General features: G+C 40.8%; 33 protein-coding genes and 2 other annotated features. Of the genes, 3 read left to right on the top strand and 30 right to left on the bottom strand.

What is annotated here, in order from left to right; translation table 11 throughout:
• Positions 1–4 precede the first annotated feature (4 nt).
• From FIU87_RS02685 to FIU87_RS02665, 5 genes are all read right to left on the bottom strand, one after another.
• Positions 5–445, bottom strand: coding sequence for a hypothetical protein (locus FIU87_RS02685; RefSeq protein ID WP_152443160.1), 441 nt, complete (start codon positions 443–445; stop codon positions 5–7).
• Between the two features lie 16 nt (positions 446–461).
• Positions 462–983: a general stress protein gene (locus tag FIU87_RS02680; protein WP_152443159.1), complete on the bottom strand. Its 522-nt coding sequence runs from the start codon at positions 981–983 to the stop codon at positions 462–464.
• Positions 984–1,037: 54 nt separating this feature from the next.
• Positions 1,038–1,412 carry an accessory gene regulator B family protein gene (locus FIU87_RS02675; protein WP_152443158.1) on the bottom strand — a complete coding sequence of 125 codons (375 nt, stop codon included), beginning with the start codon at positions 1,410–1,412 and terminating at the stop codon, positions 1,038–1,040.
• A gap of 262 nt (positions 1,413–1,674) precedes the next feature.
• Positions 1,675–2,673 carry a tryptophan--tRNA ligase gene (locus FIU87_RS02670; RefSeq protein WP_152446383.1) on the bottom strand — a complete coding sequence of 333 codons (999 nt, stop codon included), beginning with the start codon at positions 2,671–2,673 and terminating at the stop codon, positions 1,675–1,677.
• 46 nt (positions 2,674–2,719) lie between these two features.
• Positions 2,720–2,968 (bottom strand) — a binding site (T-box leader).
• Positions 2,969–3,011: 43 nt separating this feature from the next.
• The gene (locus FIU87_RS02665) at positions 3,012–3,335 is read right to left on the bottom strand and encodes a hypothetical protein (RefSeq protein WP_152443157.1); all 324 of its coding nucleotides are present in this window, start codon (positions 3,333–3,335) and stop codon (positions 3,012–3,014) included.
• Positions 3,336–3,446: 111 nt separating this feature from the next.
• Between FIU87_RS02665 and FIU87_RS02660 the strand changes: the two genes are divergently transcribed.
• A complete protein-coding gene (locus FIU87_RS02660) occupies positions 3,447–3,989 on the top strand; it encodes a hypothetical protein (RefSeq protein WP_152443156.1) in 543 nt (180 codons plus the stop codon).
• Between the two features lie 145 nt (positions 3,990–4,134).
• On the opposite strand, the gene FIU87_RS02655 is transcribed toward FIU87_RS02660, so the two are convergent.
• The 8 genes from FIU87_RS02655 to FIU87_RS02620 all read right to left on the bottom strand — a co-directional run bounded on the left by FIU87_RS02655 (position 4,135) and on the right by FIU87_RS02620 (position 9,980).
• The gene (locus FIU87_RS02655; protein ID WP_152443155.1) at positions 4,135–5,175 is read right to left on the bottom strand and encodes an alpha/beta fold hydrolase; all 1,041 of its coding nucleotides are present in this window, start codon (positions 5,173–5,175) and stop codon (positions 4,135–4,137) included.
• Positions 5,172–5,390: a hypothetical protein gene (locus FIU87_RS02650; RefSeq protein WP_152443154.1), complete on the bottom strand. Its 219-nt coding sequence runs from the start codon at positions 5,388–5,390 to the stop codon at positions 5,172–5,174. The genes FIU87_RS02655 and FIU87_RS02650 overlap by 4 nt, the downstream gene beginning before the upstream one ends.
• Before the next feature lie 734 nt (positions 5,391–6,124).
• Positions 6,125–6,328, bottom strand: coding sequence for a hypothetical protein (locus tag FIU87_RS02645; protein WP_152443153.1), 204 nt, complete (start codon positions 6,326–6,328; stop codon positions 6,125–6,127).
• Between the two features lie 115 nt (positions 6,329–6,443).
• Positions 6,444–6,920, bottom strand: coding sequence for a hypothetical protein (locus FIU87_RS02640; RefSeq protein ID WP_152443152.1), 477 nt, complete (start codon positions 6,918–6,920; stop codon positions 6,444–6,446).
• Positions 6,921–6,962: 42 nt separating this feature from the next.
• Positions 6,963–7,538, bottom strand: a complete 576-nt coding sequence (locus FIU87_RS02635; protein ID WP_152443151.1) for a GNAT family N-acetyltransferase — start codon at positions 7,536–7,538, stop codon at positions 6,963–6,965.
• A gap of 219 nt (positions 7,539–7,757) precedes the next feature.
• Positions 7,758–8,213 carry a GNAT family N-acetyltransferase gene (locus FIU87_RS02630; RefSeq protein ID WP_253905491.1) on the bottom strand — a complete coding sequence of 152 codons (456 nt, stop codon included), beginning with the start codon at positions 8,211–8,213 and terminating at the stop codon, positions 7,758–7,760.
• A 32-nt stretch (positions 8,214–8,245) separates the two neighbouring features.
• Complete coding sequence (locus FIU87_RS02625; protein ID WP_152443150.1) at positions 8,246–9,019, bottom strand: ABC transporter permease; 774 nt, start codon at positions 9,017–9,019, stop codon at positions 8,246–8,248.
• A complete protein-coding gene (locus FIU87_RS02620; protein ID WP_152443149.1) occupies positions 9,006–9,980 on the bottom strand; it encodes an ABC transporter ATP-binding protein in 975 nt (324 codons plus the stop codon). The genes FIU87_RS02625 and FIU87_RS02620 overlap by 14 nt, the downstream gene beginning before the upstream one ends.
• Before the next feature lie 94 nt (positions 9,981–10,074).
• Between FIU87_RS02620 and FIU87_RS02615 the strand changes: the two genes are divergently transcribed.
• Complete coding sequence (locus FIU87_RS02615; protein ID WP_152443148.1) at positions 10,075–10,281, top strand: hypothetical protein; 207 nt, start codon at positions 10,075–10,077, stop codon at positions 10,279–10,281.
• Between the two features lie 185 nt (positions 10,282–10,466).
• Here the strand turns inward: FIU87_RS02615 and FIU87_RS02610 are convergent, their stop codons facing one another.
• The 12 genes from FIU87_RS02610 to FIU87_RS02555 all read right to left on the bottom strand — a co-directional run bounded on the left by FIU87_RS02610 (position 10,467) and on the right by FIU87_RS02555 (position 21,420).
• Positions 10,467–10,898 carry an NUDIX hydrolase gene (locus FIU87_RS02610; RefSeq protein WP_152443147.1) on the bottom strand — a complete coding sequence of 144 codons (432 nt, stop codon included), beginning with the start codon at positions 10,896–10,898 and terminating at the stop codon, positions 10,467–10,469.
• A 2-nt stretch (positions 10,899–10,900) separates the two neighbouring features.
• Positions 10,901–11,419: an AAA family ATPase gene (locus FIU87_RS02605; protein ID WP_152443146.1), complete on the bottom strand. Its 519-nt coding sequence runs from the start codon at positions 11,417–11,419 to the stop codon at positions 10,901–10,903.
• 22 nt (positions 11,420–11,441) lie between these two features.
• The gene (locus FIU87_RS02600; protein ID WP_152443145.1) at positions 11,442–11,714 is read right to left on the bottom strand and encodes a hypothetical protein; all 273 of its coding nucleotides are present in this window, start codon (positions 11,712–11,714) and stop codon (positions 11,442–11,444) included.
• A 279-nt stretch (positions 11,715–11,993) separates the two neighbouring features.
• Positions 11,994–12,458, bottom strand: coding sequence for an SRPBCC family protein (locus FIU87_RS02595; protein ID WP_152443144.1), 465 nt, complete (start codon positions 12,456–12,458; stop codon positions 11,994–11,996).
• An 85-nt stretch (positions 12,459–12,543) separates the two neighbouring features.
• Complete coding sequence (locus FIU87_RS02590; RefSeq protein WP_152443143.1) at positions 12,544–13,071, bottom strand: SRPBCC domain-containing protein; 528 nt, start codon at positions 13,069–13,071, stop codon at positions 12,544–12,546.
• 86 nt (positions 13,072–13,157) lie between these two features.
• Positions 13,158–13,496: an ArsR/SmtB family transcription factor gene (locus tag FIU87_RS02585; RefSeq protein WP_152443142.1), complete on the bottom strand. Its 339-nt coding sequence runs from the start codon at positions 13,494–13,496 to the stop codon at positions 13,158–13,160.
• A 144-nt stretch (positions 13,497–13,640) separates the two neighbouring features.
• A complete protein-coding gene (locus tag FIU87_RS02580) occupies positions 13,641–14,732 on the bottom strand; it encodes an ABC transporter permease (RefSeq protein ID WP_152443141.1) in 1,092 nt (363 codons plus the stop codon).
• A complete protein-coding gene (locus FIU87_RS02575) occupies positions 14,729–15,655 on the bottom strand; it encodes an ABC transporter ATP-binding protein (protein WP_152443140.1) in 927 nt (308 codons plus the stop codon). The genes FIU87_RS02580 and FIU87_RS02575 overlap by 4 nt, the downstream gene beginning before the upstream one ends.
• A gap of 59 nt (positions 15,656–15,714) precedes the next feature.
• Positions 15,715–16,143 carry a DUF6526 family protein gene (locus FIU87_RS02570; protein WP_152443139.1) on the bottom strand — a complete coding sequence of 143 codons (429 nt, stop codon included), beginning with the start codon at positions 16,141–16,143 and terminating at the stop codon, positions 15,715–15,717.
• 620 nt (positions 16,144–16,763) lie between these two features.
• Entirely contained in the window at positions 16,764–19,853 is a 3,090-nt protein-coding gene (gene ileS, locus FIU87_RS02565) for an isoleucine--tRNA ligase (RefSeq protein ID WP_152443138.1), read from the bottom strand.
• Positions 19,854–19,997: 144 nt separating this feature from the next.
• Positions 19,998–20,222 (bottom strand) — a binding site (T-box leader).
• A 124-nt stretch (positions 20,223–20,346) separates the two neighbouring features.
• A complete protein-coding gene (locus FIU87_RS02560; protein WP_216647538.1) occupies positions 20,347–20,697 on the bottom strand; it encodes a hypothetical protein in 351 nt (116 codons plus the stop codon).
• Between the two features lie 45 nt (positions 20,698–20,742).
• Positions 20,743–21,420, bottom strand: coding sequence for a hypothetical protein (locus FIU87_RS02555; protein WP_172970924.1), 678 nt, complete (start codon positions 21,418–21,420; stop codon positions 20,743–20,745).
• A gap of 124 nt (positions 21,421–21,544) precedes the next feature.
• Between FIU87_RS02555 and FIU87_RS02550 the strand changes: the two genes are divergently transcribed.
• Positions 21,545–22,093, top strand: coding sequence for a DUF3231 family protein (locus FIU87_RS02550; protein ID WP_152443135.1), 549 nt, complete (start codon positions 21,545–21,547; stop codon positions 22,091–22,093).
• 59 nt (positions 22,094–22,152) lie between these two features.
• Here the strand turns inward: FIU87_RS02550 and FIU87_RS02545 are convergent, their stop codons facing one another.
• Genes FIU87_RS02545 through FIU87_RS02525 form a run of 5 tightly spaced genes read right to left on the bottom strand, consistent with a single transcriptional unit; the run spans position 22,153 to position 25,781 of the window.
• A complete protein-coding gene (locus FIU87_RS02545; protein WP_152443134.1) occupies positions 22,153–23,280 on the bottom strand; it encodes a YcxB family protein in 1,128 nt (375 codons plus the stop codon).
• A gap of 21 nt (positions 23,281–23,301) precedes the next feature.
• Entirely contained in the window at positions 23,302–23,550 is a 249-nt protein-coding gene (locus FIU87_RS02540) for a hypothetical protein (protein WP_152443133.1), read from the bottom strand.
• Between the two features lie 27 nt (positions 23,551–23,577).
• The gene (locus tag FIU87_RS02535) at positions 23,578–24,474 is read right to left on the bottom strand and encodes an ABC transporter permease (protein ID WP_152443132.1); all 897 of its coding nucleotides are present in this window, start codon (positions 24,472–24,474) and stop codon (positions 23,578–23,580) included.
• A 4-nt stretch (positions 24,475–24,478) separates the two neighbouring features.
• The gene (locus FIU87_RS02530) at positions 24,479–25,405 is read right to left on the bottom strand and encodes an ABC transporter permease subunit (RefSeq protein ID WP_152443131.1); all 927 of its coding nucleotides are present in this window, start codon (positions 25,403–25,405) and stop codon (positions 24,479–24,481) included.
• A gap of 10 nt (positions 25,406–25,415) precedes the next feature.
• Positions 25,416–25,781 (bottom strand): hypothetical protein, encoded by a 366-nt coding sequence (locus FIU87_RS02525; protein ID WP_152443130.1) that lies wholly within the window; start codon positions 25,779–25,781, stop codon positions 25,416–25,418.
• Between the last annotated feature and the right edge of the window lie 78 nt (positions 25,782–25,859).

Raw genomic sequence — 25,859 nt, 5'->3', positions numbered from 1 at the left:
TTCCCTACCTTACCTCCACCACAAACACATAGCTCGAGCTGCCCCTACTCCAAGTTGCTGATAAGTCATAAATATATGTACCTGCTTCTTTTGGAAGAGTGATCTTATCACCATTTACAGGCACAACTATGGATTCTCCGTCTGGATTCCATTGCGTTACACTTAAGGTTCCTGCTTTTGGGTTAAAAAGAAAGTCGATGTTTATTACTGCTCCTGGGGAGACCTTAACCTGCTTCAACTCGTAGTGAGTGATCAAGTCCTGTGGGGCAATCATGTCCACACATCTTGTATGGATGATTCTGTTCCAGCAATAGGATCCTTGCCCAACTGCTATTTCTTTTCCTTCCGCTTTTACTGTTGGTGTGGGTGGATTTAATCCGAAAACGATAAAAACCCCGAAGGCAACGAAAGCGAAAACAAGCATTGCAATTATTGTTTTTTTCAAAGGAACGCCTCCAAATTCACTTTGAGATTCTTACGAAATCTCTTTTCAAACAAGCTTGTTTCAGTCTTTTTGTTCTTAACAGATGCTTTAGATCTGAGCGATTATCATAGGAAAGTTGGATGTGAAAATAATTGATATATTCTAGGATGGCAAAAACGAAGATGAAAAAAGAAAGGCTAAGACCTCCTATAGGCAGTGCCGGCTGCAATCGAATCCAGTCAAGGAAAAAACCGACGCCAGCAAGGAAAATAAATCCGATATTCACCGTTTGAAGCTTCTTTAATAGCCTCACCACGTTTGTCGGCGTGACAGGGGTATGCCCTGCTTTCATTTTTCTGAGTTTAGATGTCCAATACAACACACCTTGAAGCAAGAGAAATTCAAAGAGAATAAAAGATAACCAGAACGATACCAGCCCGTATAGTTGCAATTTTGGGAAGGTGTGATTGAGTAAGTAACTTAGGAAAATAAATAAAATAACAGAGATCAGTTCACCAGTATACAGATAGGTCAATCTCTTTTTTAGTTTGTGTTTCAATAAGCATTGCCTGCTTTCTAATTTGACGTTTAAACACATCAAAAGTTTCTTATATTAAGTATTTTTCACTTCTTTATTTGAGACAAAAGCAATATCAAAAAATGACAATCCTAATGAAGCCCCTAATGCTATAGAGAAAGACTTATAATAATCTGGCTCATTCCAGTTTAGTAGAAGACTAAATCCGCAAAATAAGGCAAAATAAATCAGAAACCTAATTGCTCTCTTTTTTATATCCTTTGATGGTAATTTCTTTGCTTTCCATATCGTTTTAAAAATGTAATAGATACCAGACGTAACAATAAAAAGGACATAGCCGATGATAAATGTAAAAGCATTGGGATGATCAAAATCTTTATAGAGTATGATGGTTGTTAGAATGGTACTAATACTAAAGAGAACTAGATAGGCAATGGTAAGCTTGCGCACAGGATCGACCTCTATTCTATGAAATTGTATATTCCTATTCCTAATTATTCCAGATGTTAGTGTGTTGCTCAAGAGGAATTTTTTTATTGAGTGGTGGGTTTTGAAGAATATTTAGTTAGGTTAGGATGATTTTGTTTGCATAGCGACAACCTTAAGGCACTCCTGACCTTTTTTGTCGCTATTTCCACTTTTGCAAGAAAACCCAGAGGCGACTCTCCCCCTTGTTGTCGCGATTCCCATCCAAATCCCTGCCTCCCCTTCCTCAGACATTAAACCCGATCTTTTCTTTCACTTCCTTCAAAAAAGGCACACTAATCGCTCTTGCTTTTTCGGCTCCTTCTTTCAAGATTGCATCCATTTTGGCAGGAGCACTGAGGAGCTCTTTGTACTTTTCACGGGGTTCTTCGATAAATCTATTCATCACGCGGAATAATTCTCGCTTTGCATCACCCCACGCTATTCCAACCTGAAACTCGCTCTGCATAATTTCCACCTCACGCTCTGTTGCGAATTCCTTATAGAGTGTGAAAATTACGGAGGCATCTGGATCTTTTGGCGCTTCTGGCGGCAAAGAATCTGTCTTAATTTTATTAATTAGCTTTTGCAATTTTTTGGGCTCTTCAAATAAAGGAATCGTATTGTTATAGCTTTTACTCATCTTTCGCCCATCCAACCCTGGAAGAACAGCGGTGTCTTTTTGCACCTGATATTCAGGCAGTATGAAGGTGTCTCCATAATGATGGTTAAAGCTTTCCGCGATGTCTCTTGCAATTTCGACGTGCTGGATTTGATCCTTTCCTACAGGAACCACCTCGGTTTTAAACATGAGAATATCTGCTGCCATTAGAATTGGATAGTTAAACAACCCCATGTTCACACCAAAATCGGTATCTTTTTCAGACTTACTATTGCTTTCGACTTGCGCTTTATAAGCGTGAGCTCGATTCATCAATCCTTTAGGTGAAAAACAGCTCAGAATCCAATTCAGTTCAAAAATTTCCGGAACATCGGATTGTCGGTAGAAAATTGCCTTCGCTGGGTCAAGCCCAAGCGCCAACCAGGTTGCTGCCACCCCATAGGAGAGCTGCCTGAACTCATGTGGCTGGTGGGTTTTTGTGAGGGCATGGTAATCTGCAACAAAATACGCTGTTTCATACTCAGTGTTTTTTGCAAGCTCTAAAGCCGGCTTAATGGCTCCAATATAATTCCCCAAATGAATGTGTCCTGTAGGTTTAATGCCCGTTAAAATTCTCTTTTTCATCATGATTCCTCCTTTTTTGAACACAAAAAGGGTTACCCATCCCCTAAAAAAGGACGAGTAACCCGTGGTGCCACCTTCATTCGTCTACCAATGTAAACGCACTTGTCCGTACAGAAACCAAAATTGGCTTCGATACGTTGTCCCTTTTAACGGTGGGACACTCCGCTACGACCTACTGCTCTTTTCAGTCTAGGTGCTCCAAAGCCCATTCAACCACCATCCCGCACTGATTCTCACCAACCATCAGCTCTCTGAAACGTTCATATGGTTTACTTTTCTTCTTCCATGCACGAATATGATTATGTAAATTGTAAAATATGGATATCAAAAGGTCAAGATTAAGCAACTGTCATTTCCTTCTCCTTAATAAAAATAAGGACCCAGTATACAAATAAATAAGCAAATCCTAAGCTAACTAGTATGGACCAAAGTGAGCCTTCCTTTAGTTGAAAAACATAATGTTCTAGCTCGTTCATCCCCTCCGGACGCCCTATGCTAAACAGGATAAAAACTATTGGTAGTAATATCGTCGTGATTACCGCCAGTAATGATAAGCCTATCCTTCTTTTTCGAATTGCCTGAACCAACCCCATTACGAATGTCAAAATAAAAAATGAATAATAAATATACCAAACCCATTCTGGAAGCGTCTCCCAAGCCATTTTTACACCTCCGCATCATTTGTCTACTTTTCTGACGAGGCCCACCTAAAAAAGGTTGTGGGTGGCTATATTTTTTGCGATATAATTAAAGAAAAAGGGTGGATGGGTGACATGTTCAAAGGTAATTCTATTGTTCTTTATTTCTCCATATTAATTATCCTAGTCATTTTATTATTTTCTATGACCCCTGAGGTAATAAAGGCGTTACTTATTATCTCCACTATTGGTCTGCTGTTTCCTGCTGTTCGGAACAGGTTAATACGGAATAAAGGTAGAAAACTAAAGGTAGCATTGTATACAAGTTTGACATTTTCTATTGGTTTTACGCTTCTACTTATCGTTACTTCAGGAACCAACATAGATTCACCAAACATCTTTGAATTTATTGTAGGATTTATAGGAGCAGTACTTTTCATATTGTTTTATAGTTCATTAGGAGTGTTCTTCTACGGCTTGCCCGCTTCCTTGCTCGCTGAATACATCTCTGAAAGATTTTTCTCCATCCGTTTTTTGGTGTCTGGTTTGATTCTCCTTGGTTTTGGGTTGGCTTCCTACCTATTGATGCCGGAATTCATGTTGTTTGCTTTCATTTGTTCCGTAATTTTCTTCTTTTTTGATGAGGTTACGAGAAGACGGGTTATGAATGCTTATTAGTATTACTAATGCTCTCTTTTGCCAGTTAACTAATGCAATCCCCTCTTAACATTCTTCTACTTTTAAGAGGGGGATGTTTTGAAGAAGGGGTAATTTGTACCCTTGGTAAGCCTACAGCTTATTAGCATTGCAGTTAGAGCTTTTTTCATTTGGCATCCTCTCGTAAGAGATCTTTTTCCATTTCCTTTATCATCGTCAAAATTAATTCAGCTACCATTTCGGGCTTTTCACAGTGAATAAAATGTCCACTTTCATTGGCTATTAGGTGCTTATGTTTGCTGGATGTGTGTGCGATTTCTGATTGGAGTTTGTTCCAGTTTTGATTTACAGCTAGTATGGTTTCCTCCGTCAAACTTCCCTGTTGGAACTCTCCTCTGCTGATGACATAAACGGGGATGGTTAGTGGTTGCTTTCCTTTTAGTAAGGATACCTGCTGCATACTTTTATCCATAGATAATAGTTCTCTGTAAGCCGTGGTGTATGCACAGGTTTGATAGCCTAATTGTCTTGCGGCCTCTTTTTGTTCCTCTGGCAAAATAAGATTTCCCATAGGCATTTTAAATAATCTTAATAAACCGAATGGTGCTAATAGCTTCGCAGCTTTTATCATTCTTTTTTCCATTGATAGTTTTTTCATGTAGTCTGGGGGAAGAGTTCCAAATAAATTCTCAGGAGTGGAATCTACCAACACTAGCCCGCTAACCTCATCTGGATACTTTTGCTGAAATAGTCTCATAGATAATCCACCAAAGGAATGTCCTACTAGTATGTAAGGTGGTGGAATCCTTGCTATTACTAAAAGTTCTCTTAATTCTTCTACTATTTCTTCACTTGTTCTTGGATTTTTACTAGGCTCACTCCAACCATAGCCTGCTCGGTCGTAGGTGACAACCTTTGCTACAGAAGCAATTTTCGGTTGGATCCAGCTCCAATCTAAGCAGGAACTTCCAAGTGCGCTGTCCATCACAACCGTCTGTGACCCTTGACCTGAGAAATATAGATGCATTTTTCTGCCGTTCACTTCTATTAACGTTCCTGGATGCTTGTATTCTTCGAGTGTGGATTTACTTTTATAACTTTGGTAGAAAACGCCCCACATAATAATTGCAAAAAGGACTGTCAAAACTACCATCGGGGCACTTATATACCATGCTCCCACAATCCATTCACTTATCTCCACTATCACTTCTTTTCAGACCTCCATAAGTGCACACTTAATCCCAATAAACTCAATCCACAAATTATTAACAAGGTAGATCGCACCCAAAAAAAAGTGGAAATGGTAACTCCATTTCCTATCGGACCAACTCTAGGCTTAGTCGCATAATAGGCGTTAAACATTGCGTAAACTGTCATGGAAAGGATGATAAATGATAAGATGAACAACATATAGCTTCTCAAAAAATTCCTCCCTGTGCCGTTTGTTTATTCCAATTATTTCAAACAGAGCTCCTATTCACAAGATTTTTTTACAATTCACGAAAATTAGAAGCTCCAAATGAAAGATTACTATTCAAAATTATATTTCTATACTTTTTTCAAAAGTTAATTTGCAATTTTTCGCTGGAACGCTTGGGGGGCAAGGGATGCGTATTTTTTTGATTGAACGTTTGTTTGAAAAAACCTATGTTAGGAACATGGTTTCCTGGGAAATTTGTCGGTAATTAGAGATTGGTGGAGGGTTTGTGAATTATGCCACAACACCTTTTTTAAAAGTTAATTTCTCAAAAAAAGTTTTCTCCTTACAGCCACAAGGAATTCAAATTTTCTTGGTCGAACGTTTGTTTAAAAAATTATATAGTAGAAAAGCACATGTTCTGCTAAAGTTCAGCTGAACATGTGCCAAAAAAAGTGGTATTCTTATTTATTTTGACATTGAAAAAGGAACTGTTGTTGACTTAGTGATATTTAATTCCCTGCATCCAGTCGACCTTTAAACTCTTTCAATAATTTTTTACATCTGATAATTTCTCTCAAAGTTGTTGCATTTGCAATTTGCTCTTTTAACAATTGTAGCTCGTGAAGGTCTTTTTCAGTCCCATGTTTTTTTAGATTCAGGAAAAGGAAAGATATCTCCCCATAAGCATCCACCTCAACTTAATCTATGCATTTTGGATAGTGGAAGTTCACTTCTTTCACCTAGTTTTAATATGGTAAAGAATAGCACCCCCAACCGTTCCTAACCCAAGCCCGAAGCTCAAGGAAAGAATAGCAAGGAATACATAGTCAAACATATATCCTATTGTACTTAGGACCGACCCACAAAATAAACCAACTAGCATTCCGTAAATGATATAGTCTTCTAGTCTTGGTTTTTTGAATTTTTTATTAATAGACATAACCACCCTCACTTTATGATTCCCTAATTAGTGATTTGTTTTGAACAGTTTATTATTTCAATAGATATCAAGATCAGACTAAGGAATGGTAACTTTTTATATCGATTCTCCCATTTCAGAGTATTTCAATGGCTCCCGGTGATGTTAATTTGCTTAGTTCCTCGTACATTTGTATGCTCGCCTCAAAGAAAAGGCTAGTTCCGTTATCGTAGGAATGCACTAGCACGCCTGAACTGTTTTTTAATTGGAAATCAAAGATGTCTGTTGACTGTCCTGTTGTGGTGCTTTCTAACAATATTTGTTTAATTGGTGGTGCAAGGGAATAGGAAGCGATATGCATGTCAAGATCGGTGGGTTTGTCATCTATCATGTATGGGAGTAGCGAATGGTATTTCTTGGTGCTAAATTGTCTGTCTTCTGTGAGATGTAGATCTTGCGGCCAGTAATGAACAGCTAGCACCTCTGCTTTTTCAAAATAGTACAGTACGACTGCATCCCAGTTTCTTTTGTTTATAATGAATCTTTCTATCTCTTTTGGTGTTTCAATGAACGGATTGCTCAAATCTAAGGAATGAGTGAAATGCTCCATCATACTTATCACCCTTATTGATATCTTTATTTTAGAAAAAACGTTTTATAACAAATCAGCAGAACCGCTCATACGTTGTAGCCAAGATTCTTTGGTTAAAACCATATTAATAGAATCAATCCATTTCCCTTCATATTGCAATTCATTTTTATCGATACTCTCTAACTTAAATCCGATTTTTTCATACACATGAATGGCTCTAGGGTTGAAAGCAAACACACTTAAAGTAAGTTGAGCTAGTTTGGTTTGTTCAAAAATAAAATGCAATAGCAGCTCTGTAGCTTCTGTTCCAAAACCTCGATTTCTTCCCGTTGGACCAATCATGATACGGAAATTCATGCTATTAAGCTCTTCATTGTATAAATTAAGGACGACTTCTCCTACAGGATTGTTCGTTCTGTTATCAATAATAGCAAGGTCTAAGCGATCCTCTTGTTCATTGCGAGTGGCGTACCAATTTTTCACCACTTCTTTATCAAAATCATCCTCGGTTCCACCTGTAAATTTATTTACTTCTGGATCTATTAGGCATTCTTCGATGAATGGAAGGTCCTCCATTGTAAATGGCCTTAGTGTTACTAGTTTTCCTTTAATGGTTAGTTTTTTAAGTAAATTGATCATAGCGGCAATGGCTCCCTTTAATTCTGGTAATAGGAAAGGAAACAGAGGTGCTCCACTTCCCTATTCCAATATATATTGCGAAAATAGTTGAAAAATCTCGAATGGCTTTTAAACCTTTTGTATAAATCCCAAAAATATTTTTTAACAAACGTTTGTTTAAAAATTACTATTCTAATAAACTAATTGTTCTATACCAATTTTTAAAGAGCAAGCCATTGATCAACGAGAACCTCTTCTCCATTCATAAAGGATATCCGGAAGGTTTTCTTCGTTTTGATGGCCTCTGCCAATAATAGTGAATCCGTGTTTTTGGTAGAAAAGTTGTGCTGATTTGTTTATTTCGAAGGTGTATAGTGTTAAGGTTCCAGCTGAATCGTTTTTTGCTTTGTTAAGCAGCAAGGTGCCGATTCCGATGCCTTGATAGTCAGAATGGATATAAAGCTGGCTTATTTCTTCTTCGTTGTATGCAATCATTCCAACCACTTTTTCATTCAGTAAAACCAAATAGATTTGGTATTCTTTCTCTAAAATAGTTGTTAAAAAATAGACGTGGCTTTCAAAGCTGTGGGCTTCCTTTTGGCCAATTGCTTTAACCTTGCTGTCTCGCCACATTTCTACTGTTTGTTCGGCATATCTAGGTTCAAACGGAATAATTGTTAAGTTAGGTTGCAGCAATTCGTGGCACCCTTTCGATAGAGCATTTATATTTAGTACTGGCCAAGCAGTCCTTTTCTCATCGCGATTTTTTCACACCAATGGAAGATAAGAAGACCAAGAATTAAGTAAATGATTGAGTTAAGCAGTAGGATTCCGTAATCCATCCAGGCGATATCTGCTAGTGTTAGATTTTGAATCATCACTTCTCTTACCATGTTCACTCCTTTTACAAAAGGCGCAAAGACTAGGTATGGTGCGATGGAAAGTGGGACAAATACCAGTGCCATTAGAATGAACTGGAAGATTTGCAGAAATGCTTGGATTTGCTTCACGATGATGGCAAGACCTGCAATCATGAAGCTAACTCCTACCATGCTAATCATTGTGATGAGAATGATGGGAATGGTGGTCATCGGGTTAAGATTCAGCCATTGACCAGATGTGAGCATGACAGCAAAAAGCAGGAAAATCATGCAAACGGATTGCAGTAAAAATTGACCGATGATGCGGGTGAGCATGATTTTCCACACACCCTTTGGTGACATATAAAGCTGTTCAAGTGTTCCGCGCATCGCTTCTGTTATGATGGCAAATCCGATAAAGTTCATCGTCATCAGGGTTAGTCCCCAAAACACCACACTAACAATCGAATATTGCACATTGGACTCAAAGGTTGCTGGATCACCGATAAACATGATTCCAAAAAAGGCTCCGAGAAAAATAAAATAGAAGGTGAGCACAAGCGCGATGGTGTTTGGCAGGTAGCGTTTTAATTCAATATATTCTTTTCGGACATTGGCATTTAGGACATTAAGCCATTGCATAACGCTTCTCCCCCTTCACGATTTGCAGGAATACTTGCTCAAAATCAATCGTCGTGCGGTCGATGCTTTCTACAGGTGTTCCCTCCTCTTTAAAAATATCAAACAGAAGATAGATGTCTTCACTGCGCTCGAGGTTTACTTCAACGGTGGTTTGATGTGAGGTTTCGTTGTATTTGCTTAATGGAAAGATGGTTGCGAGTTTCTGTTTCTGAGATGAGCTTAACGATTTTCCGAGAGTAACGGAATATGCTTTTGTTTCAAAGAGGTTGAGGAGATTCTCTACTTTTTCATCCACTACTACGGTGCCTTTGTTGATAATAATCGTGCGGTCACAAAGCTCCTGTACAACCGGCATGTCATGTGAGCTAATGATGATTGTTCGTTGTTCATCCTTGACGATTTTTTTGAGGCTTTCACGTAGCTCATAGCTAATTTCCACGTCAAGCCCAAGGGTTGGTTCATCAAGTAAAATAACATCTGTATTTGCTAAGAGCGCCACGGCAATCGCAAGCTTCTGCTGCATCCCCCGAGATAGCCCTTGCACCAGCTCGTGCTCTTTTTCTTTTAGGTTAAATTGTTGTAGTAGTTTTTCAATTTGTGGCGCTACTTCTTTCCGGGATTGTCCACGGTTTCCAGCAAAATACTCAAGATTTTCCCGTACGGTTAACCGCCAGTAGAGATTGCGGTTTCCTTCAAGTACAGCGCTGATATGCTTTAGTGATCTCAGGCGATTTTTTTGAATATCGAGGCCATTAATATGGATGCTACCTTCGTCTGGTTTAAGCAACCCGCATATCATTTTTATGGTCGACGTTTTTCCTGCACCATTCGGGCCAAGCAGTCCAAGTACCTCTCCTTTATGTACATCAAAGGATACATCGTTGACCGCTGTGACGATTTCCTTCGATTTCCGTTTGGTATATTGCTTTTTAATCCCACGCACTTCAATGATTTTTTCCATAGATACCTCCATTTTTCATGATATTTTCATTATATTCTGTAAATTTCAGATAATAAACAACTAGGAGACGTATTTTGACTAGGGCTCAAGACGTATGTGTGTTGATGAAGATGCATCTTTGGGAAGAATAGGAATGCCGCATTATATTAATATATATTTTCAAAAAGTTAATCTCGTTTTTTTTGCTGAAACCCTTGCGGCGCAACGGTTATGGGAATTATTGATCAAACGTTTGATTGAAAAAACCTATCCTGCAATAAAGGTTTCCTGGGAAATTTGTCGGTTGATAGGGAAAGGTTGAAGGTTTGTGAATTATGCCACAACACCTTTTTTAAAAGTTAATTTCTCAAAAAAAGTTTTCTTCTTACTGCCGCAAGGGATTGAAATTTTCTTGGTCGAACGTTTGTTTAAAAAATGCTATTTTAATAAAGTGGATGACTGACTAAGAACTGGTAGGCATGAGTCATGATTTTTTGTGTTTCGACATTAGCGAGATTGTTCTCTTAGGATATAGGGTACAGTTGTTATTTTGTTGACTAGACCTTTGATATCGTTCCGGATATGGACGTATTTCTCCGCCTCACTTTTTGGCATCCAAATTACTTCTTCAATTTCTTCAGGGAACAGTATCTTGGTTTCTCCCCCAACTATTTTTCCAGTAAAGGTAAAAAAGATAGCATGGTGGCCACGATCTTCAAAAAACGCCTCGCCCACACTGAAAATTCCTCCTAGTTCCACTTCCAACCCGGTTTCTTCTTTTACTTCTCGTATACCAGCTTCCTTTAAGGTCTCTCCAGCTTCGACAGCGCCACCAGGCAACGTATAGTAGGAGGCTGATTTCCCCCTATTTTTCACCATTAAAATTTGCTCTTCCTTCTCGTCAAACAAAAGAGCATAGACCACATCGACTCGTTTCATGCTTATACCTCCTGATGAAAATACCTTTCTATCTCTCTGCTATCCTTTAAGACAATGGAGTTCTTCTGTTGAAGCATGCTTACTATCCTTGGTTTTGCTTCCTTTTCAAACGCTTTGTTCCATTTAAACATCTTCTTGAAAATTGCAAATGTTGGCGTGTAGTGTGCCGCTTCTTTTCCAGCAAGCTGCTTTATGTATCGTTTGGTGATACGAAAAAGCCTTACGGGATTTGGAGGATCGAGAAAGATGATTACATCTGCTTGTTTAAAGCTCTTTTCAACCCACTGCAGACTATGTGCGCCCTCGATAATCCAGCTTTTTTCCTCGACGATTGTCTCTAGGTAGTGGTCTCGCTCCTCTTCAGACCTCCTTCTATCCCCGTTTGGGTGGCGCTCCCAGACAACATTATCTAGCTCGAAGTATGGAATGTTATATTGGGTGGATAGCTTTCTTGCTAGGGTGGTTTTGCCGCTTCCGACGGAGCCGATGATGTGGATTCGGTTTGGGATGGTGTTTTTCATAGGGTCACCTCGAGATTTTTTGTTACTTACTAAGTTGCTCCGCTTTCTTACCGGCATAGTGCACTAATTTAATTAGTCCGGTAGCGAATAATGATGCAATGGCATTGAAAATAACCAAAAACCATGGACTTGGTACTTCAAATTTGATTGAAATTATATACCCGGCCACCATACTTAGCAAGACAATGATGAGAAAATGAAGTCTTTTGAACAGTAAATAAAGGATTCCGCTTACTAACATGACAGTTGCACCCAGCATGAAAAGATAAACAGTGAACATCATTACAAATTCCAAATTCATCTCCCCCTCATGAATTAGGTAACATTTTCCTATTATTCTATCATATTTTCTTTATTTGCTAGGCTTCCGTATGGAGAAATGATGCAATAAAGTGGAAAAGTGATGCAATAACTCGAAAAAGTGATGCAATAACCTCTGGGAGCCTTATCAAATTGCTTGAATATCCTTCATCAGCACAAAAAAGACCCTCACTTAAGGTGCAAGGGCTTTGTTTTCAAGCAAGCTGGGGTGGATTATCATCGTTTTTTGCCTTCCTCCTGTAAAAAAGGTCGCTTAACCCGAGCTTTCGGATGCTTCCGCAATCTTCTTCAATTCTTTTGCACGGTCAATAATGAATCCCGTCATGTAGCGTTTTAGGAAGAGCTTATCTGCAAGTATTCCTAGTGGCCCAAGAGGAGCTGTATATTCAAAGGTATCATGCATCATGGTGCCATTTGTTACGCTTTCAAATCGGTGGGTGTGAGTGAAGGATTGAAAGGCGCCTTTAAGCATGATGTCCGTAAACTCGTATGGCTTTTCCATGCTGATTACTTTAGCAGTCAGTCTTTGTTTTACACCAAAATGAATGGCTTCCCAAGTAACACTGTCCCCTTCTTCTAACAAGCCACGAGTAACCCCGTCGACTGCTTTTTCTCTTGTTTTTGCTGTGGTTTTGGTATGAATGTCTACATTTCTTGCAAGATCAAAGCATTTCTCCATTGGTGCCTTAATGAACTCTTTATGGATAATAGTTGGCATGTGGATGGGTCCTTCCTTTTTCATACTAAAAATCGCCCGGACCACTTTATAATGTCCGGGCGATTGCTCTGGTAGTTTTGAAATATTAGACTCTTTTTTCCGCTTCCTTCATAGAGGTAACATGTTCTTCTAAGCGATCCCAAGTTTCGGTAATGCCTTTTTCCATGCCCATATCGAGGACGGTCTTAAGAGCTTCTGGAGTGGCGTAGACGGCACGGTTAATGAGTTTTGTTTTGCCTTGGTGTTCTTCAAAATGCAAGGTCAATAAAGTGGATGGCATATCCTTTGATTCGTTGCCTTCAGCGTCGGAAAAATAATCTTTGTATTCGATTTTTTCGTTTTGAATGATATCTTGGTAAACTCCCTTACCCCATGATTCGAAGCCGAAGAAGTCTCCTTGGTTTTCATCCACACACTTCATGCAGTAGTGCCACACACCGCCTACTTTGAAGTCCAGGTCACAAACTGTTAGCTCCCAGCCGCGTGGTCCCCACCAATGCTTCAAGTGTTCTGCCTCTGAAAATGCCTTAAACACTAACTCCTTTGGTGCATTAAACTCGCGCTCTAAAACAAGTACATTACCTTCAACCTTTGAGATCATTTTGGTTGTCATGTTACATTCCTCCATCAATTCAATTTTTTATTGCGGATTTCTAAAATAACCAATGGCTTCTGCAACTTACAATGTTTCCTTTTCGCTCAACCTTTCCCTTTCTCCTTTTTGTTTGATGCATTTTTTTGCATTTTTTGAAGATAGTCATCCAGGTTGTTGTACCTTTCATCCCAGATTTTGAGATAGGATTCCAGCCACGTGTTCAGTTCTTGAAATGGTTCTGGTCGGAGTTTGTAAATTCTACGATTGGTAACTGGCTGCACCTCCACAATACCTGCATCGCTTAGAACCTTTAAGTGTTTGGATGTCTGAGGTTGATTCATTGCCAGTTTTTCAGCGATCTCCCCTACAGTAAGGGGACCCTGTCTCAAGAGGTCTACGATGAGCATACGTTTTGGTTCGGCTAAAACATTTATCACTTTCATAGTTATAATATACTCTATGAGGAATATTCCTGTCAACGAATATTGAAAAAATTTTTATTTTTTTTGAAATTCATCGCACCAAAAGACCCTCGCACGAGGTGTGAGGGTCTTTTTTAACAACAGTCTATAAGTTAGATCAGGAGCTTACTCCCACTTAAACACATAGCTAGCCAGCGCAAAACCACCAACTAGCCAAGCTCCTAACACCAATGTTTCCATGCCAAGCTCAAGCATTGGTGTCCCAAGGTTCATCGTTTCGCGCAGAGCAGAGGACAGATGCGCAATTGGCAGCACGTGGATGATTGGCTGGATGATGTCCGGCATGTTGCTGATTGGGAAGAAAACTCCTCCTAAGAACAACAGTGGGAAGGTGGCAAAACCAGCGATTGGTCCTGCGCTTTCAGGGTTTTTCGCTATTCCGGCAATAATGAAGCCAAGTGACATGAAAGCCAAGGTCCCTAGAATGATAAAGAAGATTAGGGCAAGCCAAGAGCCGACCACATCAATATTAAAGACGAGGTTGGCGATTAGGACGACAAGTAACGCTTGAGACCCATTTAGCACCAAACGCGCCGTTATTTGTGCAGCTATAAAGGTAGAAGCTTTTAACGTCGTTCCTTGCATTCTCCGTAAAATCCCTCGTTCCCTCCATGCAGAAATTTGGCCAGCAACTCCGTTCATGTTGTTACTCATAATCATCATCGCCACAATTCCTGGAACGAGAAAATCGATGTAACGGAGGTTCAATGCTTCCATGCCAAGCCTCTCAATCGTCACCAAGGGTTGATAGTCTACAAGTTCTTTGCTGTACTGATCGACAATGCCATTTACAACAGTCAGGCCGAGTTCTGCGGCACTGAGATTTTTTTCATTATAATAAACAGGAAGCGAGAACGGTTTTTCTGCCTCTTCCACACTCACACCATAACCTTTTGGAATCTCAATAAAAAGCTGAATGTCCCCATTGCGGACTGCTTCCTTCCCAGCGTCACTCGTTTCGACTTTTTCGGTTTTAATGCCTTCATTCTCTTCAAAAAGTTCCACCAGCTCCTGTGATGCTTTCGACTGATCCAAATCGGCTACTCCAACATTCAAGGAAAGAGAATTGCCTCCTCCCACAAAGGTACCTAATGCAAGCATTAAGATAACTGGGAAGAGCAGCGTAAAAAATAACACCTGCTTGTTTCTTGCAAAAATACGTAGCTGTGCCAGGGTCAATTGCCAATAAGCTCTCATGATTCGCGCAGCCTCCTTCCGGTCATATGTATAAAGACATCCTCAAGTGTCGCAAGTCTTGTTTGCAGGTCTTCAATTTTAAGACCGTGCTCGGTTGTCACCTGAATCAAGGAAGTCAAAGCCTGTTGGAGGTCATCTGTGTATAGTTGCACAAAAGAGTCCTTTATCGCAGCCTCTTTGACACCATCCATTTTTAAGAACCATTCCGCTACAGGGGGATTGGCGACATGAAATTCCACCGTGCTAGTAGATTGTAAGGTTTTCACGAGATTGGCTGGGGTATCGAGCGCAATCAACTCCCCTTGATCCATGATGCCGATACGGTCACAAAGCACATGTGCCTCATCCATATAGTGAGTGGAGAGAAGAACCGTTTTTCCTCGCTCCTTCAGCTTTAATACAATATCCCAAAGCGTTCGTCGCGCCTGTGGATCTAAGCCGGTCGTAGGCTCGTCCAAAAATACAATATCGGGGTCGTGAATTAACGCAAGCGCAATGGCAAGGCGTTGCTTCTGCCCTCCTGAAAGCCCCTTGATGCGGCTCTTGCGCTTTTCCGTTAACAGCATATCTTCAATTAAAGTGTCGATATCAACGTGACTTGGATAAAAGCTTGCGTACATATGTAAGATTTCTTCTACCTTTAACAGTTCAAACAATGAGGTGGACTGAAGCTGAACACCGATAACCTCTTTCACCTTGTTTCCTTGCTTCCGCACATCAAAGCCTGATAGGGTTGCGGTACCTTCATCCGGTTTACGTAGACCAACGAGCATTTCAATTGTAGTCGTCTTACCTGCGCCGTTTGGACCGAGTAGACCAAAGATTTCCCCTTTATTCACTTGAAAACGAACACCTTTTACCGCCGTAAAGGACCCATATTTTTTCACTAGTCCTTGAACATCGACCATTACTTCATTTAGCATTTTGGCCCTCCTTTTTCATAAATCAACCGCTCCTGGCTAGAGCGGTTGCATCTCATTATTTAGACACGATGATGGTCCGCGCGCCAATTCTGTATTGCTTTTTTGATTTCATCCGGTGCCAAATTTTCCGACACTGCTCGCTCAACCAATGCCTGATACTCTCCATCTGAGGCAAAGCGCAAGGCAATGATTTGACGTGTCGTCAGCTTTTCATCCAACATGTTTCCTGTCATGCGATAATAACGGAACTGCTCTTCCTGCCGAATGACCCGGTCCTGTACGCTAAGGGCATACGTGCGCAGCCTTACTCCGATGAGTAGGACAAGAAGTGCCATCACCATTACGAAAATACTTAAAACTAGATTACTACCCACATTCTGAACAAAAAAAGTAATGGATAATACTAGTGTTGCCAACGCTAGTAAAGCAATACCTCCGTGATATAGCGGATCCATCTTCCTGTGATTTTGATAGTTTTGTTGATTCATGGTCATACCTCCTATGTAGATTATTTCATTATAGCTTACTTTATTCTTGAGATGGAATAAGAATGCTTACTGTGTGTGGGGGTTTTTAAGGTGAGCTGGTACAAAAAACAGAAATGCTCAGAAGGGGTTCTGCGCTGCGTTTCATGTGGTAATGAGATGGAGGGTAGGTGGCTTTTTGAGAAGTGTTGCAATAACTTGCAGAAGTGTCACAATAACTCGGAGAAGTGTCACAATAACTTGAAAAAGTGTCACAATAACTCGGAGAAGTGTCACAATAACTCGGAGAAGTGTCGCAATAACTTGAAAAAGTGTCACAATAACTCGGAGAAGTGTCACAATAACTTGAAAAAGTGTCACAATAACTCGGAGAAGTGTTACAATAACTTGAAAAAGTGTTACAATAACTCAGAGAAGTGTCGCAATAACCCAAATAAGTGTCGCAATCCTTCTCTGAGAAGCACATATATATAGAAAATCCACTGTTTCCAAGTTCAGGCACAACCAAAAGCCCCTCACACAAAGTGCGAGGGGCTTTATTTTCAACAAAACTTGGTGATTTCCGAAGGTTTATCTTCCTTTTTCCAGGTAAAACCATGCTAGACCAGCGGAAATTTCCCCTGTTATCTAACAATCAACACCTTCACCAGGTTGTTGCCGATACGGGTTTCTTTCATTGTCTCGGCTTTTGCTAGTTTTAGGTTGTTGACGAGGACGTTTTGGCGGATGAGGGGCTCATTTTGTTTGATTGCTTGCTTTACCTCTTCATCGCCATCTAAAAGTAAATCTACTCTTAGGTCGATTGGCAGATCCTGTTGCTTGCGTTCGTCCTGGATGACCCGGATGACTTCACGCGCTAAGCCTTCGAGGCGCAACTCTTCTGTAATCGTTGTGTCTAGGACAACGTGGAAGTTCTGGTTTGATCCCATGGATAATCCCGATTCGGCGACACGTTCCACTAGTAAAAGATCCAGAGGTAACTCCACTTCTCCAGTGCTAGTGGGAACGACTACTTTTTGTTCCTTCACCACACGGGAGGCTTCTTCTTCTGAAAGGTTTTCTAAAAAGGCTTTAGCAGCACCAATATTTTTGCCAAGAACCGGACCTGCCGCTCGGAAGTTTAGCTTAATCTCATAGCGGACAAGGTCATCTGAGGTCTGCTTAACATGGAGCTTTTTCACATTGATTTCGTCTTGGATGATATCCTCATATTTTTCAAGCGCAGCTCCCATTTCAGGATGAACCGGGATTACCACGAGCTCAGAAAGTGGTTGCTTCGTTTTCACTGCCTCAGTGTTTCGGACACCACGGGCGAGTTCTACAACTTGTAAAACGGCGTCCATCTCTTGTTCGAGCGTTGTATCTACTTCCTTTGGATTCACTGAAGGGAATTCAGCAAGATGAACGCTCTCCCCTGTAAGGTTAAGGTGAATATCCTCTGCCAAGAATGGAATGAATGGTGCTAAAAGCTGACTGGTGCGCACCAGCACTTGATGAAGCGTGTGATAGGCAGCTTTTTTGTTTTCATTCATGCCTTCCTTCCAAAAGCGGTCACGAGAACGGCGGATATACCAGTTGCTGATTTCATCCACATATGCTTCAAGTGCCTTTGCAGCTTTCGTGAAATCGTAGTCATCTAACGCTTCTTTTACAACAGCAGTGACGCTGTTTAAGCGGGCAAGCACCCAGCGGTCGAGCAGCGTTTTCTCACCAGCATCTGCTTCGTTAAATTGGTAGCCATCAATGTTGGCATAAAGAGTGTAAAAACCATGAGTGTTTACGAGTGTGTCGATAACTTTTGATTTTGCTTCAATCACAATGCGTTCTGAGAAACGCTTGTTGTTCCACGGAGCACTATCAGCAAGGAGCGCCCAGCGGAAGGCGTCTGCTCCGAATTTTTCCACAAGCTCCACTGGATTCAATGCATTCCCTTTACTTTTGGACATCTTCCGGCCATGTTCGTCTAAAATATGGCCAGTGGATAGGACACGTTTGTATGGTGCTTTTCCGGTAAAGAGTGTGGAAACCGCAAGCAGACTGTAGAACCAGCCACGCGTCTGGTCAATTCCTTCACAGATAACATCAGCTGGGAACTGCTTTTCAAACGTTTCTTTATTTTCAAAAGGATAGTGATGCTGTGCAAACGGCATCGAGCCACTGTCAAACCAAACGTCAATTACTTCCGAAACACGTTTCATCGTTCCTGCGCACTTTTCACAGTGCAGATGCACGCGGTCCACATACGGTTTGTGAAGCTCAATGTCACCAATGTCGGTGGTTGCTTTCTTTTTCAGGTCCTCCACACTATTTGGCGCATATTGGTGGTCGCAGCTTTCACAAATCCATACCGGAAGCGGGGTGCCCCAATATCGATTTCGACCGATATTCCAATCCACCATATTTTCAAGGAAGTTTCCAAAGCGACCATCCTTGATGTGAGACGGATACCACTCGACTTCCTGGTTATTTTGAAGGAATTGCTCTTTTAGCTCGGTCGTCTTGATGAACCAGCTCTCGATTGCGTAGTAAAGGAGTGGCGAATCACAGCGCCAGCAATGCGGGTAGCTATGCTCGTATTTTTCTTTATGAAAAAGTAGACCCTCATTGGCTAGGTATTTGACGATGTCCACGTCGCAATCTTTTACAAAACGACCGGCAAATGGCGGAATTTCTTCTGTATAACAGCCTTGCCCATCGACGACATTGAAGAAGCTTAGCCCATGCTGTTGGACAAGGTTGTAGTCATCCTCCCCATAGGCTGGGGCGATATGGACAATTCCTGTTCCACTGTCGGCAGTAACAAAGTCCGCTTCCACGACAAAGTGACCTCTTTCCGGTTTCATGTATGGAAATGGCGCGTCATAAGCGGTATTTACTAGCTCGCTACCTTTGTGAGTGGAAAGGATTTCTGCACCTTCTCCAAAGGTTTTGTTGGCGAGTGCTTCTGCAACGATGAACACCTCGTCGCCAAGCTTAGCTTTGACGTATGTGAGCTCAGGGTTCACCGCAAGTGCGACATTTGCTGGCAAGGTCCAAGGAGTCGTTGTCCAACCGAGGAAAAATTCATTTTGTGTGCCGGCCACTTTAAATTTTGCGGTTGCAGATAGATCCTTCACGTCCTTATAACCCTGTGCCACTTCATGGGAGCTTAACGTCGTCTGACAGCTCGGGCAGTAAGGAGTGACGCGGTGACCTTTGTACAATAGCTCCCTACGATGAAGGTCACTAAGGATATACCAAACACTTTCAATGTAGCGGTTTTGCAGGGTCACGTATGGATCATCCATGTCGAGCCAGTAGCCGATGGACTCCGTAAATTCGCGCCACTGCTTTTCATAGTTAAAAACACTGTTTTTACAGGCCTCAATGAATTTTTCAATTCCGTATTCTTCGATTTCTTGTTTTCCTGAAATACCAAGCTGCTTTTCTACCTCAAGCTCCACTGGTAGACCGTGGGTATCCCAGCCACCTTTTCTAAAAACCTGATAACCATTCATCGTCTTATAGCGTGCGACAAAGTCTTTAATGACACGGCCTAGCACATGTCCTGCGTGGGGTAGGCCGTTTGCCGTTGGCGGTCCTTCATAGAAAACAAAGGTCTCCGCTCCGTTGCGGTTTTCAATTGATTTGGTGAATACATTTTCTGATTTCCAAAATTCCTTTACTCTGTTTTCACGTGTTAGTGCTGCTTCCTTTGTGTTGACGTTCTTCATTGCTTTGCCTCCTCAATTTTTTGGTAAGGTCATGGTTTCTTTGCTTATTGATAGAAAAACCTATTACATTCGTTTGGGGATATTCCATCACTTTTGCTTCCTGCTCTTAATATCCAAAACAACAAAAATCCGCCCCTAACAATAGTCAGGGACGGATTATATCCGCGGTACCACCCATATTCCGTGTTACGTTCACACGGCGCTCGGTTCACAAAGCGGATAACGGCCGCTTTCCGGTTTTCCTTACTGAACAGGTTCAGGAAAACTTCTCAGAGATGATTTTCAGCATGTAGTTGCCATCGCATTTCCACCAGCCTGCGACTCTCTAGGGACAAGGGTACTGCTTACTCTTCTCGTCATGGAATAGATAATTTCCAATATCATACAACGAAAAAGTGGTAGTGTCAAAGAGAATTTGCTAAATTTTCATAAATATCTCTGCGAGCGTAATATTCACATCTCACCTCTCTCCTTTTGGATCTAATCCGACCTGTCACTGTTTTTCTTTTATCAACGTAATAGGCTTTTCCGTCTGATCAATTACCTTGATATATAAAACATTATTAATTTCATTTTGCATATTAAAGGAACCGGGACCATCATTAAATACGGTATATACTCTGATTTCATCTGTTAACTCTTGTATCTGACTGATCATTCTATTAGGCTCTAAAAGCATTAAGTATGTTTTATTATCATCATGATACGAGTGGAGGCCACCATCTCCTAGTTGTATTTTTTCATTAAAAAAATTCATTGCAGCTTCAGGTGTTCCATTATGCAGATGGACTAGATTTTGTTCTATTAGAACCTTTTCTTTACTTTGATTTGAACAGCCGACCATTATCAAACAGCAAGACAAAACAACAATGTGTATTTTTTTCATTTATCATTCACTCCCCAAACTTTCTAGAAACTCATACAACTCCTCTTCCTCATAGGTTTTAAATAACAGCTCTTCTTGGTTAAAAACAAAGATTACTGGGAATCTCTCAATTTCTAGCTCTTCTTTGAAATCCACCACATACTCCTGTTGATATGTGATTTGAGTTCCATCAATATTTGTTGCTGTATTGTTCATAATGGCCTCAAGATCCATCGTTATGGGGGAGTGTTCGTTATACATTATTACTATTCTTGGGACTTCATTGTGCGAGAGGAGTGTTGCATATTTTTCCTTAAAAGACATGTCGAGAAGGATAATTTCATTCGGATATCCTTCAAATTTGTTGTTTCTAGGTGGGTTGACTTGAATTTTCTGGCCAACTTTTATGTCTGCAAGTGTCGCCTGATTATCATTTTCAAAGTGGATTTTAGTGTTTTTGTTGAGCTTTGCATTATACATATAGCCATCATCGTTTAAACCATCGCCTTCTATATCCCGCTTTTCCCATTCAGATATGTCCACAACCAGTTCATTGTCCGCAATCTCCCAAACTGTACCAATCATTTTTTCATCCTGATAATGAGAAAACGGGCCGTTACTTTCTTTTGTATTTTCCGCACAGGAAGTAAGGATAACAATACAAAGGATGCTAATGGGTAGAATAAGTATATTTCTTGGCAAGGAAGTACCTCCTTTTTGGTTATGGTTTTTAGAAATAGAAAGGTTCATTTCTTTAAGCTCAAGATACGAATAATTTGATTTTAATTGGTAAAAATGAGAATACTAATTTCTGGAGATGTTTACTATGACAAAAATGTATGAAGCTTTTGCTGCTGTTCTAAAAAATTTTGTAGACGAAGAACCTAAACCGCATCTTCATGTTGGAGAGGTAATGGATCTTTGGACCGCACATACAGCCTTCCGAGAAGCGCATTCCCTTTATCAGATTGGATTGAATACGACAACGGATAGTGACTTGAAAAATGTACTAGAGAATGCACTAAAAGGGAGCTATGCTGATACAGAAATGCTTGAGGATTTTCTTGTAAAAGAGGGGGTACCACTGCCTCTTGCCAGTATAAAAAAGCCAATATCACAATCTGATGCAATTCCAGAAGGGGTAAAATTGACGGATGACGAAATTGCCAATCTAATTGCAGTGAAAATTGCCGCTTCGATTACATTTTGTGCCCAAGCAGCATCGAAGTCCATTAGAACAGATGTCGGGCTGATATTTGTAAAGATGCAATTTGTTTTAATGGAATTCGCAGCACCGTTAAAAAACTTAATGAAATCAAGGGGCTGGCTTCGAATCCCACCTTACTATATTCCACCAGGTAGTCCTAACACTTAATCTTTACTAGAGGGACGGTTCTGCTACATTAGAATGAACAAGTAGAACCGTCCCCTTTTTTACCTTTTCTTTGTTTTTGCATGCTTCTTTATCTTATTTCTTACTTTTGTTTTTTCTGTTTCGTTGACGTATTTTTGCGGAAGGATGATGGCTCGATTTTTGGAAACAAAAAATAAGAAGGCATTTTTAGTTTCGTAGATGGATAGGATCTCCTCCCACGCATAGTGAGCTTGAGAGTTGGGCAGGGTCTGTATAATGCCATCTGCGTTAAGCTCTAAGTGAATATCGTTATGTAAGCGTCGGTCACTTCTGTATTCCGCAGTAGCCTTCCAATTAAGATAGGTTGTGAGGAAATACCAGGTTGCTAGGCCGACCACTACTGCGAATACTGCTATGAAAATACTCATCTTATATTCAAACAAAACCAGTGTTAGAAAAAGATAAATGGCAATAAACCCAAATGGAAAAAGCATCTTTATTTTTCTTGCGAGAAAGTTAATATAGGCAAGAAACATCTTTTCGCTAATGAAGATGGTAAAGGTCAAATCCTCAGGGTTTCCTGTTTGTTTTCTTGCAATTGGCTCGCTGTATACGCTTTGAGAGCTATGGGAATTCTCATTTTCCTTGATAAGTTGACGTAAAAGCTGCATTTCATTCTTTACCAAGAATTTATGTGGAATGACGATGGCTTTATTTTTTGATATGTAAAATATAAATAGGTTTTTCGTTTCGTGAATCGAGAGAATGTCTTCCCATCTTGTCAGCATTTCTGATTTTCTCACTTTTTGAGAAATTCCGTCTCTACTAACGATGTAGAAAACCTCTTGCTGCATCAGTTGATCACTTCTATATTCCTTAATGGCTTTCTTTTTTGTTGCCATCGGAACGATAAACCAAACAATCATGCCCGCAAAAAGCATCGCAAACAGCATGAAGATGATTGGGATATCAGGGATTGCTATACGAATCAAGACCGCATACAGTAACATCCCGAAAATGACATACCAGATTCTTGATTTCCTTGAGTGAAACACCAAATATTCCTTCATTACTTCTTCGCTAAGTAAACCACTTACTTTTATTTCTTCTTTATTTTCCAAAATAACCACACCTTTCCTATCCATGATAGCACGGTTCTTTTTTAGTATGGGCACAGGTGTTTTATTGGTTCGTATTTCCAGTTTCATAAAAAGTGCTAGCCTGTTCGATTAATCAAACTGACCATCCGACATCTGATAAAACTTCCCGAAAATTCCGAGATGGGTGATCCCATGTTCATGATGGACTACGGGAGTGTATGTGGAGAAAACGTAAAAGTTGATATGTTCAACCTCTCCCTCTAGAAGCTCCCCTTTTTCCCCCTCATAATCGGCTAAAGTGGGATTGGTGAGAATTGCTATTACGATAAGCAAAAGCACTACTCCTCCACCAATCCAACCTCGTTTCATTTTTATCATAGTGAATCTCCTTTCAGTTCAACTCCCCTACGTCCCTAGTCTGTTGAAGTGTTTGCGGAGGCCTTCTCCAAGAATATTAAAGGTAAGGATAACGAACATGATGGCGGTGGCAGCTGCAGCTGGAATCCAGACGGCGGTGTAAATGTCTTTTCTTGCTTCGCCGAGGATGGTGGACCAGTTGTAGCTGGTGTTGACTAGTTGGCCAAATCCGGTGTTCATCATAATGAATTCTTGGGTGATGAACACAGAGAAGATTCCGAGCTGCCCGATGATGAGCGTGACGCGCCCGATGTCAAAGCAGAAATTGACAAGCATATTTGGCAGCACGTTTGGCCAGTAGTGATGAATGGCGAGGGCAAATGGGGACATCCCCACCATTCTCCCTGCTTCCACGTAAGGTTGTTTTTTTACATGAACTAGCTGATCACGAACGGTGACACCAACCCGCCCTACTTCTACAAGCGCAATGCTAATCACAGCAATCCAGAAGCGATGTTCCGTGAAAATAAACATTGGCAGTGTTAAAAAGAGAATGGCCACAAAGATGATGGGCATGCTGGAAAAAATTTGATCCCAAACGTTCAGGACATTGGAGACAACTCTCCCACGGAAAGATGCAATCGTACCAAGGATGACTCCAACAGCGTAACGGATACTTGTAATAAGTAATATGAGAAGCAACGTGTCCCTTGTCCCCATCAGGATAAGACTGAGAAGGTTTCTCCCCTCATGATCAGAGCCGAGAGGAAAGTCACGAGACGGCTCAAACGGGGCTCTTAATAATCCGCCACCTTCTAGAAAAATTAGGCGGCCTGGCTCAATGCCCTCTTTTACATAGGTCAGGTGGGGGCCGATGATGGCGGTGATGACCAAAAGCGCAAGAAACATACCACCAATAAATAAGTTCATATTCTTTTTTAGCATGTCCTCACGCTCCCTTGTGGCTGAGTCTTGTCAGCAAAATCAATTTCACAATATGTACAATGAGAATCGTTGCCATAAAGCAGAGACCAAAGCCGATGACAAGTCCCGCTTCAATATCGCCAGCTCCATTGCCAATATTATTTTGCCTCCCACCTAAGGCGATGAAAATTCTATTTCCTGCTCCTGCATAGCCTGTAAGGTATTCGACCATGAGCATATTAGATATGACAACAATCATAATGGTTGGAAGGTGGCCTACAAGGTCGAGCAAACTATTTTTTAAAATATGGCCCTTGATGACCTGCTTAATTTTGTTCCCCTTTGCAAAGGCGGTGCGTATGTAATCCGAGCCATCCTGATGCAGAAGGGACGCACTAGTCAGACGTGCCACATACATCATTGGATAGATGGTAACAAGGATGGTTGGTGCGGCAAAGCTGTACCAATTTTTATTGCTGAATATTACCCCCATAGGCAGGTAGTAAAAGGCTAGGTAAAACGCGATGATGACGACAAAGAAATCAGGAATTGCCTGAAACAGCCAGGTTGTTCCATTACCGAGAAAGTTTTTCTTGGAGTGTTTGTTTTTGTAATCAAAGATTCCTTTGTACAGACCTAGAGTGATGCTGATGATGAAAGCAAGTGCGATGACCAGCAAACTCTTTGGATAGTAGCGCATTACCTCTTGCTCCACCGTTGTCTGGCTGAATCTCGTACCACCAAGACTTTTGTGTTCTTTTACATGGGTAAAAAAATTAGTGAGGTTGGCTTTATACTCTTGAAAAAAAGGCATCATTCCGAATTCCTGCATTTCCACCGTAGTAGTCAGCTGAAAGTTAGGTGTTCTTGGAAAAAGAACGAGCAGGACCATAAAAATGAGTGCTGCAATGACAGATGCGGTGAGTTTGAATGTTTCTTTTTTTATGTTCATCGTTTCCCCCTTACTTGCTTTGAGATGCTAGGTAGTATGTGTTGTTGATTTTGTAGAGAATGGATTGTTGGTCGTTTTTATGCGTGTAGAGCGCAGTGCCTGGATTCAAGCTGTTGGAGTCAAAGTCGGTTTCTGTGAGGTTGGGGTCTGTGTCCATGTCGACAATATTACGTTTCACTTCTCCTAAACGTTCTCCCACTTCTGATGGGTTAACTTCTTCGGTCGTGATGACGTAGCTGATGCCGTTTACTATGACAAATTCGTGAGCCCAGGACGCTTCTTCGTTGATCATTAGTGGTGGTTGGTAAACTTTATTGGTGCTGCAGCCTACAGTGAAGATTAGCATAGTGAAAATAATATAGTTTGGTAATCTCATTGCATCACCTCAATAGGATAGACGTGCAAGGTGTGTAATGGGTTTCATTTTTTATTTCAGAAGTAGTTCAGACTCCTA

Origin of the sequence: Bacillus sp. THAF10 (assembly GCF_009363695.1) — a bacterium.
Lineage (GTDB): Bacteria > Bacillota > Bacilli > Bacillales > Bacillaceae_I > Sutcliffiella_A.
This window is presented reverse-complemented; position numbering and strand designations above follow the sequence as displayed.